Raw genomic sequence first — 14937 nt, forward strand, 5'->3', positions numbered from 1 at the left:
GTCAAGCGCCTTCCTTTTATTTTCCCAAAATTTCCTTGGTATAAAACCTTATCTGGAGACCTATCCGGACTTTGGACACAGCAGTTTTCAATCTACCACCCCCATGTGAAAGGAAGAAAGCCGGACGGGTGCTATCCCGTCCGGCCTTTCATAAAGGGGGAGAAAGTCTATTTATGATGGCAGCCGCCGCATTGGCCGCAGTCGCCGCCGCAGTGTCCGCCCTTCTTATGGCCCTTCCAGATAGAGCGGACTGCCAGGGCTGCCACGGCCACAAGGGCCGCGATCACGATGAGGTTTCCTATCATGGGCGGTATCATCGTCACGCCCTCCTTTCATAGCTTAGGATAGGAAAATGAATGCTCTCTTACTTCTTCGCAGTTTTCTTCGCCTCAGCGGCGGCCACGGAAGTCAGGTGGTGGATCTCGCCCTCAGGCTGATAGCCCTTGCGAAACAGCAGGAAGAGGAGGAGAACCAGAGCAGCCGCCGCTACTACGGTCCACACGCTGAAGGAGGCCACACCGGCGATGAGCCCGCCGATCTGATAGACGATCATGGAGATGACGTAGGCAAAGCCGCACATATACCCGATGGCGCCCAGGGTCCACTTGGGGTTGTTCATCTCCCGCTTGATGGCGCCCATAGCGGCAAAGCAGGGAGCGCACAGCAGGTTGAAAATCATAAAGGAGTAGGCGGTGATGCCATTGAAGTCGCCAGCCACCATGGTCCAGATGGGGGAGGAGTCCTCCATCAGGTCGATCTCGCCGGCATAGTGGTACAGCACGCCGAAGGTGTTGACTACCTCCTCCTTGGCGATGAGTCCGGTAACTGTGGCAACCGTAGCCTTCCAGGCCCAGTCGCCGGCCCAGCCCAGGGGGTAGAAGATCCAGGCGACCGCGTTGCCGATGACGGCCAGCAGGGAGTCGTTGTTGTCCTCCACAGCCTGGAACACGCCCTCCACAAAGCCGTAGCCCTGGAGGAACCAGAGAACGATGGAGGAAAGCAGGATAACGGTGCCAGCCCGCTTGATGAAGGACCATCCCCGCTCCCAGGTGGCCCGCAGTACATTGCCGGCAGAGGGGGCATGGTAGGTGGGCAGCTCCATGACAAAGGGGGCGGGCTCACCAGCAAATGCTTTGAATTTCTTGAGCATGACGCCAGAGATGATGACAGCGGCGATACCAATAAAGTAGGCAGAGGTGGCTACCCAGGAGGAGTTTCCGAAGATAGCGCCGGCGAACAGGCCGATGATGGGCATCTTCGCGCCGCAGGGGATGAAGCCGGTGGTCATAACGGTCATCTTCCGGTCCCGGTCCTGCTCGATGGTTCGGGAAGCCATGATACCGGGGACGCCGCAGCCGGTAGCCACCAGCATGGGGATGAAGCTCTTGCCGGACAGACCAAAGCGGCGGAAAATCCGGTCCATGATGAAGGCGATACGAGCCATATAGCCCACATCCTCCAGAATGGCCAGCAGGAGGAACAGCACCAGCATCTGGGGCACAAAGCCGAGCACAGCACCCACACCGGCCACAATACCATCCTGGATCAGACCGTAGACCCAGGTGCCTTCCACTACGCCCAGGGCGCCCAGGATCGCGTCGAACCAGCCGGGCACGATCTCACCGAAAAGGGTGTCGTTGGCCCAGTCTGTACCGAAGGTGCCGATCCCGATGCCGCCGTCCACAATAGAGGTCCCCATGGCGATGGTGTAAATCAGATACATGATCACCGCGAATATGGGCAGGGCCAGGATTCGGTTGGTCACGATCTGATCGATTCTGTCGGAGATGGAGAGGCTGCCCTTGGCCGCCTTTTTCTTTACCGCCCTGGACACGACACCGTTTATGTATGCATATCGCTGATTGGTAATGATGGACTCAGCATCGTCATCCAGTTCCTTCTCACAGTCAGCGATATGGGACTCCAGATGGGCCGCCAGCTCGCTGTCCAGTGCCAACTCCTCCAACACCTTCTCGTCCCGCTCGAAGACCTTGATGGCATACCAGCGCAAATACTGATCGGCCACCCTTCCCTCAATGGACTCCTCAATGTGGGCGATGGCGTGCTCCACGCTGCCGGTAAACACATGGGGCAGCTCTCCTACCCGGTGGGCTTTAGCCATCGAGACAGCCTGTTCGGCCGCCGCCATGCCGCCCTCCCCTTTCAGGGCTGACATCTCCACCACTAGGCAGCCCAGAGAGTCACCCAGCTTTTTCAGGTCGATCTGGTCCCCATTCTTACGGACCAGGTCGATCATGTTGACCGCCACCACTACGGGCAGGCCCAGTTCGATGAGCTGAGTCGTCAGGTACAGGTTGCGCTCGATATTCGTGCCGTCCACGATGTTCAGAATGGTGTCGGGTTGCTCCTTAACCAGATAATTTCTGGCCACTACCTCCTCCAGTGTATAGGGGGACAGGGAATAGATACCGGGCAGGTCCTGGATGATCACGTCCTTATAGCCCTTCAGCTTGCCTTCCTTCTTTTCTACCGTTACGCCGGGCCAGTTGCCCACATACTGGTTTGCGCCGGTCAAACTGTTGAACAAGGTGGTCTTGCCACAGTTGGGATTGCCGGCCAATGCGATCTTGATGTTCATTTCTCGCCTCTGCTCCTCTCGATTGTTAGTTATAGCTAACTTTTTGTCTGAAAAAAGCGGCTCTCGCCAGACGGCATTTTACCGTCTGGAGCCGAGCCTTTTCAGACGACCTCGATCATCTCCGCGTCACTTTTCCGGACCGACAGCTCGTAACCCCGGACATTTAATTCCATGGGGTCTCCAAGTGGAGCCACTTTGCGGACGAATATCTCGACGCCCTTGGTGATTCCCATGTCCATGATCCGGCGCTTTACCGGCCCTTCTCCATGGAGCTTGGCCACAACCGCAGTCTGGCCCACGGCCACATCCTTCAATGTCTTCATGCTTATTCCCCCTCAAATCATAATGCGGTTCGCCATACTCTTGTCTAGGGCGATCCGGCTGTCTTTGACCTGTACGATCAGGTTTCCCGCGATCTCACTTACCACAGTGATATCACTGTCCACTACAAAGCCCAATTCAGCCAGGTGCTGACGGATCTCGTCCTTGCCTGTGATCTTTTTGATCGTAACCCGTTCCCCAGACTTCGCCATCGTCAGCGGCATCATAGCTCTCCTCCTTCAGATGATTAGCGAAAGCTAACTCGCACTCAGAAAAACTAGGTTAGCATTTACTAACCCCTTTTCGTCTGTGGAGTTTATCACAACTAACTTTCCTTGTCAACCCCTATTTGAAAGTCCTTGCCTTTTTCTGGCGTTTATGTTACCCTTGGTACAAAGAGTTGCCAGGAAGGAAGGACTTTAGATGAATATCCACGAATCGGCTGAGGATTATCTGGAGGCCATTTTGATCCTGCGGGAACAGCTGGGAATGGTCCGCTCCATAGACATTGTCCACCACCTGGATTACACAAAGCCCAGCGTCAGCGTGGCTATGAAACGGCTGCGGGAAAACGGATACATTGAAATGGATGGGGACGGGCATATCACTCTGCTTCCCCCGGGAGAGGCGATTGCCCAGCGGATTTATGACCGCCACAAGCTGTTGACTCAGCTTCTGGTTCGGCTGGGGGTTGACCCAAAGACCGCGGCGGCGGACGCTTGTAAGATCGAACATGACCTCAGCGATGAATCCTTTGAAAAGATTAAAGCCCATGTCCGGCAACATACAAAATAGGCCTTGGAAACGGCCTTCTTTCCCATATCAGGTCCGCTCTCAGCATAAAAGCCGCCCATAGAGCGGCTTTTTTCTTTTCTCTCCGTATTTTTCCATCCAATTCTTTGGGAAAGGATTTGACAGACGGCGGCAAATATGTTACAATTCGGTTACAAGTTTTGAGCAAGGAGGGATTCATAGTGGCTTCTGAGAATATTCCTCTTTCCTATAAAGGGCATCCCCTGCGTCGGAAAGACAACCTGATTTACTACGGCACTATGGCCGAGAAATATATTATCATGCTCCAGATCCTGTCTACCAAGACCGTCAACGGCCTGGAGATGGCAGATAAGGTGGCCGTCCAGCTCCAGCTGACTGACCCCGATCTGCGGGGACGGGACCGTGTGGTCAAGAAAAGTGAAAAAGACAGCCTCTATGCGGCCATGGATATCGCCGCCGTGTGGCTGGACCGCTCTTTGAACGGCAAGTGACCCCTGTTGGCTGACCATCAGAAATAGAAAAGGATTTGGGAGGATCTCAGCTATGCACCTGAAGATGACCATCACCCGGCTCACCGCCGCCCTTCTGGTTTCCAGCACCCTCGCGGCCCCTGTCCTGGCCGCCTCGGGTACTGTCAATTCCGGGGGCGACCCCCTTCGGGTCCGGGCCGATCCCAACACCAGCAGTCAAATTCTAACCAAGCTGTCCGACGGCACCCAGGTAGAGGTGCTGGAACAGGCCGAAAACGGCTGGTACAAAATCGCCCATGAGGGAATCTCCGGCTTCGTTTCGGGGGAGTATCTGGTGGTCCATGAGGAGGGCCAGGAGCAGGCCGTCGCATTGGCCGCAGAGGCTGACGCGGAAGCTGTCAGTACCTTTGGCCGGATTACCGCCTCCTCCCTGAACGTTCGCTCTGGCCCCAGCACTGACCACGAAAAGGTAGGGAGCCTAGCCGCGGGCAGGGTCGTCGAACTGCTGGAGGAGAGCGACGGCTGGTACCGTATTGAAAACGGCTATATCAGCACCGAGTATGTGACCATCGTAGACCCCTCCCAAATCAGCAAGGGACAGGAAATCGCCGATTATGCCCTCCAGTTCGTGGGGTATCCCTATGTGTATGGCGGCAGCAGCCCCAAAGGCTTTGACTGCTCTGGCTTTACCAGCTATGTCTATAAGCAGTTTGGCATCACCATCAATCGCACCGCCTCCACCCAGCTGGATAACGGTACTCCTGTTTCCATGAGCGAGCTCCAGCCCGGCGACCTGGTCATGTTCAAAAAATCCGGTACCGGCAGCAAGCGGGCATCCCATGTGGGAATTTACATCGGCAACAACCAGTTTGTCCATGCCTCCACTTCCACGGTGGGCGTCATTGTCAGCGATATGGATTACGCCTATTACACCACCGGCTTTGTGGGCGGACGCCGCCTGGTCTGATTTTCTCTCAAAATTACTATAAAAACAGAGCGGGTCCCCTATGGGACCCGCTCTGTTTTTTTACTGCCGCTCTGCCTCCTGGGAGAGCGGGGGATGCCGACCCTCCAACGCTGTTAAGTCGCTGCCCTCCACCTTGGCATATGCCCGCTTCCGTACACACAGGAAGAAGATCAGATGGACCGCACCAGTGACCAGCCAACTGATGGGATAGGAGATGTACAGGCAGGAGGCTGTGTGATAGACCGGGAATATCACCGCCACCCACACCAGACGCAGGCCGCAGGCCCCCACTAGGGAGACCACCATGGGAACCACCGAATAGCCGATCCCCCGAAGGACACCTACCAGCGTATCCATGATGCCGCAGATAAAATAGGGGCAGGCGATAAAAGACAACCGGATAAGCGCCTGGGCAATGACCTCATGCTCCCCGGCAGGGACATAGAAGCCAGCCAGAGTCTCGCCAAAGAAATAGGCAAGATTACCAAATGCCAGGCCGCTTATGACCGAAAAAGAGACGCACTGGACCGCGATGCGGTCCACTCGCTTGCACTTTCCGGCTCCGTAGTTCTGCCCCACAAAGGTGATGGCCGTCTGATAAAAGGCGTTCATGGCGGCGTAGACAAAGCCCTCAATGCTGGCGGAGGCAGAGGAGCCGGCGGCCAGCACTGGGTCATCAAAGGAGTTGATGGCCGACTGGATGACCACGTTAGACAGGGAGAACACCACTCCCTGGCAGCCCGCCGGCAGGCCCACCTGGAGGATACGGCGGATGACCGACCACTGAAGGCCCAGCTTATTCAATTCCAACCGGAGAGCCCCCTCCTCCCGCACCAGGCACCAAACCACTAGAGCGGCGGAGATATACTGGGAGATGATAGTGGCCAGCGCCACACCGGCCACATCCATATGCAGGACGATGACGAAAAACAGGTTTAGTACCACGTTGACTACGCCGGATAAAAAGAGAAAGTACAGGGGACGGCGGGTGTCCCCCTGAGCCCGCAGGATGGCCGCCCCAAAGTTGTAAGTAAGCAGGGCGGGCATCCCAAAGAAGTAGATGCGCAGGTAGACGGTGGCCAAGTCGATGACGTCGGTGGGGGAGGACATCCACTCTAGCAGCTGGCGGACCATGACTGTGCCGAACACCGTCATGACCACACCACTGATGAGCGCCAGGGTCATGGAGGTGTGGACGCTGCGGCTCACATTGTCGTGGCGCCCGGCCCCCAAATCTCTGGCTACCACCACATTGGTGCCCACGGAGAGGCCCACAAACAGATTGATCAGCAGGTTAATCAGGGCCGTATTGGACCCTACTGCCGCCAGGGCTTCCTTGCCGGCGAATTTACCCACCACCACTACGTCGGCGGCGTTGAACAGCAGCTGCAACAGACTGGAGGCCATCAGCGGCAAAGCAAAGAGAAGGATCTTATCCGCTATGGACCCGTTGCACATATCGATCTCATATCGCCTCTTGACGCTCCTCTGTTTCAACACAGACCTCTCCCTTCCAATTTCTCAAATTCCTCACTCAGCCAATCCCGTGGAACACAAATCCCAGAATGACCACCAAGATCGTCAAGGGCACATAGACATACTTTCCCACAGGACCAAACGCCCTGCTCAGTGGCTTTTGCCTGCCGGTCTCCAGTTCTTTCCGAAGCTTGCTCCACCCCAGCACATAGTAGATGGAGATGGCACCCAGCACAGCTCCGATGGGGACCACTTGGATGGTGATAAAGTCCATCCAAGCTCCTACCCGCTCCTCTGACTCCATGAAGATCCCTACTCCAATTGTCAGTGCAGAACAGATGACTACCGCCGTCTTTCTCCCCAGCTTGAAGTGTGTCTGCCAGCTCTCGGACACGGCCTCAAACATATTGATCAGAGAGGTAAGACCGGCAAACAGGACTGACAGGAAGAAAAACGCGGCAAACAGCCGGCCCATAGGCATCTGCTGGAACACGGTGGGCAGAGTGATGAACATGAGAGGCGGGCCGGATTTCACGTCTAGGCCATAGGCAAAGACAGCCGGCATGATGGCCAAGGCGGACAGCAGGGCGGCCATGGTATCAAAGATTGCCGTCCGCAGGGACGCCTTGGGGATATCCTCCTTCTTGTCCAAATAAGCTCCGTACACGATCATTCCAGAGCCAGTGATAGACAGGGAGAAAAAAGCCTGCCCCATGGCCATGACCCAGGTGTATGGCTCCAGCAGCTTGGACCAGTCTGGGACCAGCAGGAAGCGGTAGCCCTCTCCCGCCCCAGGTAAAGTAGCCACCCAGATGGCCAGAATGATGAACAGGACATAGAACAAGGGCATTAGGATACGGCTCACCTTTTCGATACCAGAGGTGACGCCGAACATCAGCACCAGGCAGACCATAGCTATCACTACGGTATGCCACAGGGGATTGCCAAAGTGAGAGGCGGCCGCCGTGAAGAAGGCAGTGGGCTCCGCCGTCATCAAAGTTCCGGACAGGGCGCCGGCCAGGCTGTTGAGCACCCAGCCCAGAATGACAGCATAGCCGATGGCGATACCCAGGGATCCCATCAGAGGCAGCCAGCTGACCACGCTGCCCACCCGCTTCAGTCTAGGGTCCCGCTCCTGAAAGCACCGCTCATAGGCGCCGATGGTCCCAGTACCCGCCAGACGGCCGATGCCGAACTCAGCGGACAGGCCCACCCAGCCAAACAGGAAAACGAACAGCAGATAGGGGATCAGGAAGGCCGCCCCTCCATACTGGCCCAGCCGATAGGGAAACAACCAAATGTTACCCAGCCCCACAGCTGAACCAACACAGGCGATGACAAAGCCTATGGAGGAACTAAATCCCCCGTTCTGGTGTTTTTTCTGATTTGCCATACTCTGATTCTCCTAATTTCAAGTTTCACTTTTTAAAAGATCTGCTCCAGCGAATCAGTTTTTTATACTATCACAAAAGGAATAGACTGTCTAGTACCATGGACTTATTCTTGATTTCTTTATTACCCCCCAAAAAATATTTATATCTTTTTGTCTTCATATGCTCCTCCTTAACCAACATCGATCTCCGACTCCCGCGACAGAAGCACCACCGTTTCCACATGGGCGGTCCGTGGAAACAGATCCACCCCCTGTGCCTTCACCGCCCGATAGCCCAGCTCCCCAAACCGCCTCACATCCCTGGCCAGGGTGGCCGGATCACAGGACACATAGACGATCCGTTCCGGAGCCATGCCGGCCAGGATGGCAGGCACCTCCGGTTGGAGCCCCTTCCGGGGCGGGTCCACACAGATGACCTGGGGGCGAACTCCCTCCCCACTTAGCCTGGCGGCCACCGCCCCGGCGTCACCGCAGAAAAATTCTGTGTTTTCCACGCCGTTTCTCCTGGCGTTCTCTCTGGCGTCCTGGATGGCCTGGGGAACGATCTCCGCGCCGATCACTTTTGCGGCCCTCCGGGAGAGGGCCAGGGAGATGGTGCCGATGCCGCAGTACAGATCCAGCACGGTCTCCCTTCCGGTCAGGGCGGCAAAGTCCAGAGCCACAGCGTATAGCCGCTCTGTCTGTGCCCGGTTGATCTGGAAAAAGGATGGCACAGACAGGCGGAAGGTATAGGCGCACAGTTCCTCCTCCAGATAGTCCCTCCCCCAGAGGGTGTGGTACTCCGGACCCAGGATGACGTTGGTGTCCGCCGGGTTGACATTGAGCACCACACCCACTACACCTGGCTCGCACTCCCGCAGGGCTGACACCAGTCGGTCCGCACCGGGCAGCACAGGCTTCCAGGCCACGACACAGACCAGCGCCTCACCCCTACTGTTGGTCCGGACATAGAGGTGGCGCACGACGAACCGGCCCTCCATATGATACTCGGAAGGGAGATGAGCCGCCCATTCTTCAAAGGCGCGTTGGAGGCGCGAGACCCGCTCCGGCTGAAGCAGGCAGTCCTCCACCTCCAACACTTGGTGGCTCCTGGCCCGGTAATAACCCGCCCGGACCCTGTCTTCCGCTCGATCCACTGGGAATTGGACCTTGTTTCGATAGCGGTCGGGCTTCTCTGCCCCCAGCACCGGGGGCAGCTCCAGTCTTACGCCGCCTACCCGCTCCAGGGCGTCGGCGATGCGCTGCCCCTTGGCCCGAAGCTCCTCGTCGTAAGTCATGTGTCGGAACTGGCAGCCACCGCATCTGCCGAAAACAGGGCAACCGGGTTCCAACCGCTCCGGCGACGGCCGCAACAGCTCCACTCCCCGGCCCCAGGCCACCGTCTTATTCACCTTCTCTAACCGGACGTTCCATCGCTCGCCCGCGATGGTAAAGGGCACAAAGACCACCCGGCCCTCCAGCCGGGCCACCCCCATCCCCTCTGCGGTGTATCCGGTGATATCCAAGGCGTGGATACTATTCTTCTTCCAATCCGCCATGAGGCCACCCCACTTTCTTTTCAGCAATACTATATCATGTCCCGCCTCTGTGGTAAAGGACAAAAAGGGGCGCCCGGACCAGTCCGGACGCCCCCCTGGAGAGGGACAGACTCGCGTTACTTTTTCACACCCACACCGTGAGTGGTCCTGACCACCAAACCGGTCAGGGCGAAGAGGGCAATGGCGTTGGGGATAACCATCAGGTTGTTGAACATATCGGTCAGCTCCCACACAAAGTCGCTTCCGGTCACAGTACCCAGGAAAATAAACCCAAGCGCCAGGATCGAGTAGACTACGGCGCCCTTCTTGCCGAACAGATAGACTACGTTGATCTTGCCAAACAGATTCCAGCTCAGGATAGTAGAGAAGGCGAAGAAGAACAGACAGATGGCCACGAACATAGCCCCCGCCTCGGCGCCAAAGACGGAGCCGAAGGCGGTCTGGGCCAGGTTGGTCTTATTCAGTACCTGGCTGGCGGCGGCCGCGCCGCACTCGGCCAGCGGCCCGCCGGGGGTATACAGGGTGGAGATGACCACAAGAGCATTCAGAGTCAGCACCACAAAGGTATCCATGAATACACCGATCATAGCCACCACTCCCTGATCGTGGGGGTCGGTAACATTGGCCTGGGCGTGGGCGTGGGGGGTGGAGCCCATGCCGGCCTCGTTGGAGAACAGGCCCCGCTTCGCGCCCTGACTGATGGCCTCCTTCAAGGCGTAGCCGAAAGCGCCGCCGATGATGGCCTGGGGCTGGAAGGCGTACTGAAAGATCATGGCGAAGGTGGCGGGGATATACTGGATGCGGGCGGCAAGGACACCCAGTCCGCCTACCAGAAAAATCACAGCCATGATGGGGACCAGCTTTTCAGTGACAGAGGCCAGCCGCTGTACACCACCCACGAAGATGAAGCCACAGATGACTACCAGCACGATGCCCACGATCCAGGAGGGCACACCGAAGGCTGTTTCAAAGGTGGAGCCGATAGAGTTGGACTGAACCATGCAGCCCATGAAGCCCAGGGCCAGGATGATGGCCACAGCAAAGAATCCGGCAAGGAACTTGCCGAAGCCGCCCTTAAAGGCAGTCGTGATGTAGTAAACGGGCCCGCCCTTGTAGGAGCCATCGTCGCTCTTCTGCCTGGTCTGGATAGCCAGGGTGGCTTCCGCGTAGATGGTAGCCATACCAAAGAAGGCGATGACCCACATCCAGAAGATGGCGCCGGGGCCGCCGGCCAGGATGGCCCCCGATCCGCCCACGATGTTGCCGGTGCCCACCTGGGCCGCGATGGCGGTAGCTAAGGCCTGGAAGGAACTCATGCCGTGCTCCTGTTTTCCGCCGTGGAGGGACAGGTTCCCAAAAACCTTTCTCATCCCCTCCCCAAAGCAGCGCACCTGGACAAAGCGGGTCTTGATGGAGTACCAGAGACCGACTCCGATGAGCAGGAAGACCAGGATATAGTTGGACAAATAGGTATTAATGCTTACTACGACAGGATATAGTGCCGATTCCATGGACGCAACCAATTCTTGCATTTGATACTCTTTCCTCTCCTACAAAAATAAAAACGGAACGACCGAATAAACCGACCGCTCCGGAGAATACACGCCCAGCGCACCTGCGCACGTGTAAAACAGATGCCCACAGGGCATCTGTTTCCTCTGTCCTTTTGCCTGAGAGATTAACGGGACACGCCGCCCCGCCTTGCACCTTCGGCACTCGTTTTCGAGTTTCTCCAGAGTTACATCCGCATCCAGTCCTCATCCCCTCTGGGGACACCTGAGAGTGTTACTCCTTCGGCATGCCGTCTGGCCATTTTCCTGGATACTTCGTCTGTCCTATTCAGTTGCTCCGTTACCATACCACACCCGGCGGATTTTGTCAACCTCTGGTGGACATTTATTCTCTCACAGTGGAATTTCTGTGCGCCGGGCCTTGTTTTTTGTGCAGTCCGCCTTGAAAAGAGGCATTCTTCCAGGCTCTCGCCTCTGTTTTCCCCCTTTTAAATTTTTCATTGATAAATTCCCTCGGATATAGTAAAATACATGATAGCGTTGTTCCGCTTCGGCGCGGAGCAAGGCCGCACTAGTCGGGGAGATAGCGGTGCCCTATACCCGCAATCCGCTACAGCGGGGATGAATCCCGGCCCCCGGACGTGTAATGTGTCGTCTGCCCTGGATAAGCAGTGATGATAGACCGGTCCCGCGCAACGGGGTCCCGTGAACCGTGTCAGGCGGGGAACCGAGCAGCACTAAGCGGTCCGCTCCGTGTGCCGTGGGGTCACTGTTCTTGAGCCGGCTGTCCAGGTAACGGGCATATTTCACGCTTCAAAGGCCGGTGTGCGGTCTTACTCCGCGTCGAAGCAAACTCCATATCATTCGTACTGCCGCAAGCGGCAGTCCTCACTCATTTCGTTGCTTCTCCTTTTCCAAAGGACACCCGCTCCGCTGGGCTGTCCTTTGGGGGCCGATTACGGCCCTCTTTTTCCTGCAAACTCCATATTATTCCTACTGCCGCAAGCGGCAGTCCTCATCCATTCTGTGGTTTTTGTTTTTAAATTGGCTCCGCCCCAAACGGCGGGGCTGTTTTTCTCCGTGAGGTGATTTGATGTACCAGGCCCTATACCGAAAGTGGCGGCCCCGCACCTTTGAGGATGTGGTAGGCCAATCCCACATCACCGAGACTCTGCGCCAACAGGTGGCAGGTGGCAGGCTGTCCCACGCCTATCTGTTCACTGGCACCCGAGGCACCGGCAAGACAACCTGCGCCAAGATTCTGGCTCGGGCGGTCAACTGTGAAAACCCTCAGAACGGTGACCCCTGCAACCAGTGCCCCGCCTGCCTGGGCATTGAGAATGGCTCCATTTTGGATGTACTGGAGCTGGACGCCGCCTCCAACAACGGCGTAGACCAAGTCCGAGCCCTGCGGGATGAGGCGGTCTACACCCCTGCCGCCGTCAAAAAACGGGTCTACATCGTGGACGAGGTCCATATGCTGTCCACCCCCGCTTTTAACGCCCTGCTGAAAATACTGGAGGAGCCGCCTCCCCACCTTCTGTTCATCCTGGCTACCACCGAGCTGCATAAGGTGCCCGCTACCATCAAAAGCCGGTGTCAACAGTTCTCCTTCAAGCGGATCCTCCCCGGTCAAATTGCACAGCGTTTGGAATATGTGGCTGGGCAGGAGGGCATCGACCTGACCGCCGAGGGCGCGGCTCTGCTGGCCCGCCTGGCGGATGGTGGACTGCGGGATGCCCTATCCCTGCTGGACCAGTGCTCCGGCGGGGGGCAGAGGGTAGACGAGCAGACCATTCTGGACACGCTGGGTCTGGCGGGCAACCTGGAAACCGCTAAACTCATGGGCCATATTGCCGGGCGGGACGCCGCCGCCGCCCTGGACACCCTAGGCCGTCTGTACGGCAACGGTAAGGATGTGGGCTCCGTGCTCGGTGAGTTGTCCTCCCTGGCCCGAGACCTGCTACTGCGGAAGACGGCGCCCCAGGGAGGGACTTCCCTGCTGGCCGGAGGGTACGACGAGGCCACTATGCGCCAGCTAGGCGGGCAATTCTCCGCCGCCCGTTTGCTCCAGGCGCTGACTTTACTCCAATCCACCGCCGCGGAGCTGCCGCGGAGCAGCAACCGCCGGACCGACGCGGAGCTGTGCCTGATCCGCTTATGCGATGAGAGTCTAGATGGCTCCGCCGCCGGACTGTCTGCCCGGGTGGCACGGCTGGAGGAGCTGCTGGCTGGCGGGGCGCCTGTTCCGGCCGCTCCCCCTCCATCCACCCCTACCGCCCCCAGCGTTCCCGCCGGACCGGCGCCCTCTCCCGCGGAGGATCCGCCCCCCTGGGATGACCGCCCCCCGCTGCCAGAGGAGCCTCCGGAAGAACCGGAGCGCGTATTTGATGTTCCCGTGGAGGCTCCCGCCCCCACGCCGGTGCCCGCCGTGCCCGGCTCTGGCGGAGGGGATCGGTCTTTTTGGCCCGCCTTTGCGGCTGGGTTGAAGGGAAAGGTGTCACCCTCCGTCCTGCCCTATCTCCACAATCCGTCCAAGGTGACCGGCGTGTGGAAAAATGGGCAGTTGACCCTGTGGACAGACAGTGAGTTCACCCGCTCCATGCTCAACAAGCCCGCCATTCTGGAGGGGCTGGCCCGCGCTGCGGGCGACGCTTTCGGCGGACAGCCCAGAGTGAGCATCGTCGCCGGCAGGCCCCCCGAGGAGGACCTGTCTCCCGCTCCCAGCCAGCCCTCCCCCCAGTCGAAGGGCTCCGGTGATGCTCTGGACCAGCTGCTGGCCTTTGGGGAAAAGTTTGACAACATCATCATACAATAAGATTCAGGACAAAAAGGAGTGTTTGATATGGCAAAAGGTTTTGGCGGCCGCGGTATGCCCGGCATGGGCGGCGGCATGAACATGAATATGCTCAAGCAGGCCCAGAAGATGCAGCAGGACATGATGCGTTTGCAGCAGGAGCTGCAGGAGAAGGAGTACCAGGCCGCGGCCGGCGGCGGGGTGGTGTCCGCCACCGTCAATGGCAAGCATGAGCTGAAGGCTCTGGTCATCGACCCGGAGGCCGTGGACCCCGACGACGTGGAGATGCTCCAGGACATGATCGTGGCCGCCGTCAATGAGGCCATGCGGGCCGCTGACAGCGACGCCGCCTCCACTATGCAGTCCATCACCGGTGGACTGGGTCTTCCTTTCTGATTTTTAACCCTTCAAGCCGCCCAAACCGGGCGGCTTTTTATTTATTTTTACAGTTTTATTTGACAATTATTTGATTTTATAGTATGTTTTTACCATGCTATAAATATCAATCTCATACAAGTCCATGTTTTATCGAAGGGGGGCTCATTATAAAACGCAGGTATAAGCAAGAGATCCCAGCCACCCTGATTTTAATTACTTGGGGAATCGAGTCCTCTCTCTGGATCCTCTACTCTTCTTTCCCACAAGTTATCTCAAGACTGTTTTTCCCCATCTGTTTCCCCATATATAGTTTTGCCCGTATGTCCTTTTATGACCAGATCCGCTATGAAGAGGAGGGGGAGGCGCGGTTTTGCGTTCAGGCCGCCATGTGGTTCGGCGTATTCGCCTGCCTGACCGTTCTGTCCTCTCTCATCACTGGTGGGCTGTATCTCTGGAAGGGCTGGTATCCCTGGCTCCTCCTTCCCCTTGCCCGGCTCCCCCTGGTGTATCTGACTTACCGCATCTGGATTCGGCCAAAGGAACAGAGTTGACTATTACAAATGCAGGACCGGGCTTTCGGTCCTGCTTTTTTTCTTGCCATAGAGCTAAAATCAGTATAAAATGAAAGAAAAAGAGAACAGTGACCCCTCCCCTCTCTGTCCGGCGTGGCGGCGCCGGGGCGGGAGCTTTCACTGTCTGGAAAGAAGTGAGGA

The 14937-nt window shown here is 57.5% G+C and carries 14 protein-coding genes, 1 other RNA gene and 1 riboswitch; of the genes, 7 read left to right on the top strand and 8 right to left on the bottom strand.

What is annotated here, in order from left to right; all coding sequences use genetic code 11:
* Positions 1 to 167: 167 nt before the first annotated feature.
* The 4 genes from OCV64_RS03190 to OCV64_RS03205 all read right to left on the bottom strand — a co-directional run bounded on the left by OCV64_RS03190 (position 168) and on the right by OCV64_RS03205 (position 3147).
* Positions 168 to 317 (bottom strand): FeoB-associated Cys-rich membrane protein, encoded by a 150-nt coding sequence (locus OCV64_RS03190; RefSeq protein WP_240286987.1) that lies wholly within the window; start codon positions 315 to 317, stop codon positions 168 to 170.
* Between the two features lie 47 nt (positions 318 to 364).
* A complete protein-coding gene (feoB, locus tag OCV64_RS03195) occupies positions 365 to 2599 on the bottom strand; it encodes a ferrous iron transport protein B (protein WP_262669318.1) in 2235 nt (744 codons plus the stop codon).
* Between the two features lie 101 nt (positions 2600 to 2700).
* Positions 2701 to 2922: a FeoA family protein gene (locus OCV64_RS03200; protein WP_186852787.1), complete on the bottom strand. Its 222-nt coding sequence runs from the start codon at positions 2920 to 2922 to the stop codon at positions 2701 to 2703.
* A gap of 12 nt (positions 2923 to 2934) precedes the next feature.
* Positions 2935 to 3147 (bottom strand): FeoA family protein, encoded by a 213-nt coding sequence (locus OCV64_RS03205; RefSeq protein ID WP_147570819.1) that lies wholly within the window; start codon positions 3145 to 3147, stop codon positions 2935 to 2937.
* A gap of 196 nt (positions 3148 to 3343) precedes the next feature.
* On the opposite strand from OCV64_RS03205, the gene OCV64_RS03210 reads away from it, so the two are divergent.
* From OCV64_RS03210 to OCV64_RS03220, 3 genes are all read left to right on the top strand, one after another.
* On the top strand, positions 3344 to 3715 hold the full coding sequence (locus OCV64_RS03210) for a metal-dependent transcriptional regulator (protein ID WP_147570820.1): 372 nt from the start codon (positions 3344 to 3346) through the stop codon (positions 3713 to 3715).
* Positions 3716 to 3894: 179 nt separating this feature from the next.
* On the top strand, positions 3895 to 4185 hold the full coding sequence (locus tag OCV64_RS03215) for a hypothetical protein (RefSeq protein ID WP_147570821.1): 291 nt from the start codon (positions 3895 to 3897) through the stop codon (positions 4183 to 4185).
* Between the two features lie 52 nt (positions 4186 to 4237).
* Entirely contained in the window at positions 4238 to 5131 is an 894-nt protein-coding gene (locus OCV64_RS03220) for a C40 family peptidase (RefSeq protein ID WP_262669319.1), read from the top strand.
* Between the two features lie 60 nt (positions 5132 to 5191).
* On the opposite strand, the gene OCV64_RS03225 is transcribed toward OCV64_RS03220, so the two are convergent.
* The 4 genes from OCV64_RS03225 to OCV64_RS03240 all read right to left on the bottom strand — a co-directional run bounded on the left by OCV64_RS03225 (position 5192) and on the right by OCV64_RS03240 (position 11070).
* Positions 5192 to 6631, bottom strand: coding sequence for an MATE family efflux transporter (locus OCV64_RS03225; protein ID WP_394803816.1), 1440 nt, complete (start codon positions 6629 to 6631; stop codon positions 5192 to 5194).
* A gap of 34 nt (positions 6632 to 6665) precedes the next feature.
* Entirely contained in the window at positions 6666 to 8000 is a 1335-nt protein-coding gene (locus OCV64_RS03230; protein ID WP_147570823.1) for a sodium-dependent transporter, read from the bottom strand.
* A gap of 170 nt (positions 8001 to 8170) precedes the next feature.
* Positions 8171 to 9538, bottom strand: coding sequence for a 23S rRNA (uracil(1939)-C(5))-methyltransferase RlmD (rlmD, locus tag OCV64_RS03235; protein WP_262669320.1), 1368 nt, complete (start codon positions 9536 to 9538; stop codon positions 8171 to 8173).
* A 116-nt stretch (positions 9539 to 9654) separates the two neighbouring features.
* Positions 9655 to 11070 carry an alanine/glycine:cation symporter family protein gene (locus OCV64_RS03240; RefSeq protein WP_186852790.1) on the bottom strand — a complete coding sequence of 472 codons (1416 nt, stop codon included), beginning with the start codon at positions 11068 to 11070 and terminating at the stop codon, positions 9655 to 9657.
* Positions 11071 to 11186: 116 nt separating this feature from the next.
* Positions 11187 to 11284: riboswitch (glycine riboswitch) on the bottom strand.
* 331 nt (positions 11285 to 11615) lie between these two features.
* Between OCV64_RS03240 and ffs the strand changes: the two genes are divergently transcribed.
* The 4 genes from ffs to OCV64_RS03260 all read left to right on the top strand — a co-directional run bounded on the left by ffs (position 11616) and on the right by OCV64_RS03260 (position 14775).
* An RNA gene (ffs, locus tag OCV64_RS03245) (signal recognition particle sRNA large type) lies at positions 11616 to 11880 on the top strand.
* A 262-nt stretch (positions 11881 to 12142) separates the two neighbouring features.
* Positions 12143 to 13867, top strand: coding sequence for a DNA polymerase III subunit gamma/tau (gene dnaX, locus OCV64_RS03250; protein WP_262669321.1), 1725 nt, complete (start codon positions 12143 to 12145; stop codon positions 13865 to 13867).
* Between the two features lie 27 nt (positions 13868 to 13894).
* Entirely contained in the window at positions 13895 to 14242 is a 348-nt protein-coding gene (locus OCV64_RS03255) for a YbaB/EbfC family nucleoid-associated protein (RefSeq protein ID WP_147570827.1), read from the top strand.
* A 302-nt stretch (positions 14243 to 14544) separates the two neighbouring features.
* Positions 14545 to 14775: a hypothetical protein gene (locus OCV64_RS03260; RefSeq protein WP_147570828.1), complete on the top strand. Its 231-nt coding sequence runs from the start codon at positions 14545 to 14547 to the stop codon at positions 14773 to 14775.
* Positions 14776 to 14937: the final 162 nt, after the last annotated feature.

The organism is Muriventricola aceti (assembly GCF_025567565.1).
GTDB classification, from domain to species: domain Bacteria; phylum Bacillota; class Clostridia; order Oscillospirales; family Oscillospiraceae; genus Lawsonibacter; species Lawsonibacter aceti.